Below are 1,876 nucleotides of genomic sequence, written 5' to 3' on the forward strand. Positions count from 1 at the left end.
CACTTGCGCTGTTTGAAGAGGCTCTGCAAGGGAACCGGCGCGGCGCCTTGCGCATACGGGGCTAGCTCTTGGAGCTCGGCTACTGCTTTCGCGTTTCCGTCCTCCTTGGCTTGGTGAAGGGTCCACGCCCACCCGCGCCGCTCGCTCTCCGGGGCGTTGGATATCTGTCCGATGCCGATGTAGGCATGCAGCCAATTGGGATGGCGTTGCGCGACCTCCAGGCCGAGGTAGCTGCCCCAAGAGTGGCCCAGCAGGAAGATCTTCTCCTTTCCGAACTCCCGCCGCAGCCATGCAACCATCTCCTCCGCATCGGCGACCATCTGTTCGCGCGTCATGGAGGGTGCTATCACGGACGGTTCGTTAGCGGCGTAGGTCTTGCCAGCGCCGCGCTGGTCCCACTGGACGACCGTGAAATACTCTTCCCAGCCGCGTTGAAAATACCAACTGGTGGGCATCGATACCCAGCCCGGCCCGCCGTGGAGCATGAGAAGCACTGGATTGCGACGATTCGACCCACGGATCGATACCCACTGATCGATGCCGCCGATGCGGACCTTCTCCAGCCGCTCCACGCCGTCGTCCGCAACCACTCGGCGGATCTCCGCGACCACTTTTACGGCATCGCTACGGCTTTCAGGCCAAGAGGCGGCGGACGAGTCGAAAATCGCAAGCCCGGCAGCTGTCAGAGTGAGGAGCCAGAGGATTCGATTGCTCATTGGAATGGAAGAGCATGAGGGAACAGGTGCGAGTATTGTGACGCAATGGCTGCCGCCATAGAAGCAGTAGCCGAACGGGGTTTTTTTCGCTGGGTCACCTTGGTCAGGTGGGTGAACTGAGTAGCATCTCCGCCGTTGGCCGGTTGAAGCCGACGACGCGCTGACCTATGTGGTCACTAGCCAGGGTTAGCGGTACTCAGTTGCGATCCGTTGACGTGTAAGTTCCAAATCGGACTTTCACGCTTCCGTCGACCACATTGACCACGCCAATTTCCTGCGGGCCGAATTCGACCACTGCCGGCCAGGAGTGGCGGAAGCCGATCGGCCATGCGGGCGGCCTCACTGTCTTCCAATTGACACCGCCATCCTCGCTTGCGCTCACTTCGTTGGAGCAGGAGGTGACAAACATGGTGCCGCTTTGGGTGGTCATGACGTGGGGGCCACAGCGCTGGTCCGCCAGCGGAGTGCCCAGGCCTGCCGGCCAAGTGTGGCCATCGGCGGAAGTCTTGTAGGAAACCGGACACTGCGGGTCATCCCCGCAGGTCTCAAGCACCATCAGGTAACCTCCGTCCGGACGCCGCGCCATCACAGGCATGCCAGGCCGGAGCAGACCGCCACCGGGTTGGTTGGCGATCGTCACCGCCTTGCTCCAGGTGCGCCCTCCGTCGCGGGACAGTTGCTGCGATACCACCTGGTTATAGGAGGGCTGCTCGTCCGCCCGGGTTTCGTCGGCGTAGACCACCGATAAGGTGCCATCTTCCAGGTACGTGAACACCGGCTCCCACACCCCCCGGTCCTTGCGACCGGCAGGGGATTCGTTGCGTGTGATGGTGCTGAGGAACCGCCARCTGCGCCCCTGGTCGTCGCTGGCATACACGTTCAATCGGTAAGACACGCCATCGATGAGCGAGCGCATCGCCAGCAGAACGCGACCTTCGGGCAGGACCATCAGCTCGCCGTTGTCGAGCTTTCGCTTGGGCTCTTCCACCCGGGAGAGCGGCGCCCACGTGCGGGCTTTGTCGTCGCTGACAGAGAGCTGCAGCGTGGTGGTCTCGCCACCGGGATAGCGCGTCGTCACCGCCAGCCAGCGTCCGTCGGGCAGGCGTGCCAGGCGGCCCCAGCCCGCATTCTCCGCATCGACCGTGGCCGTATCGGTCCAG

At 63.1% G+C, this 1,876-nt stretch carries 2 protein-coding genes; both read right to left on the reverse strand.

Annotated features, from left to right (window positions below; genetic code table 11):
- On the reverse strand, positions 1–716 hold a 716-nt coding region (locus AC1DQP_RS20055; RefSeq protein ID WP_478052375.1), incomplete at its 3' end, for an alpha/beta fold hydrolase.
- A 196-nt stretch (positions 717–912) separates the two neighbouring features.
- The coding region (locus AC1DQP_RS20060; protein ID WP_478052376.1) for an exo-alpha-sialidase at positions 913–1,876 on the reverse strand (964 nt) is incomplete at its 5' end.

This window comes from Stenotrophomonas sp. P5_A8, from assembly GCF_056400545.1.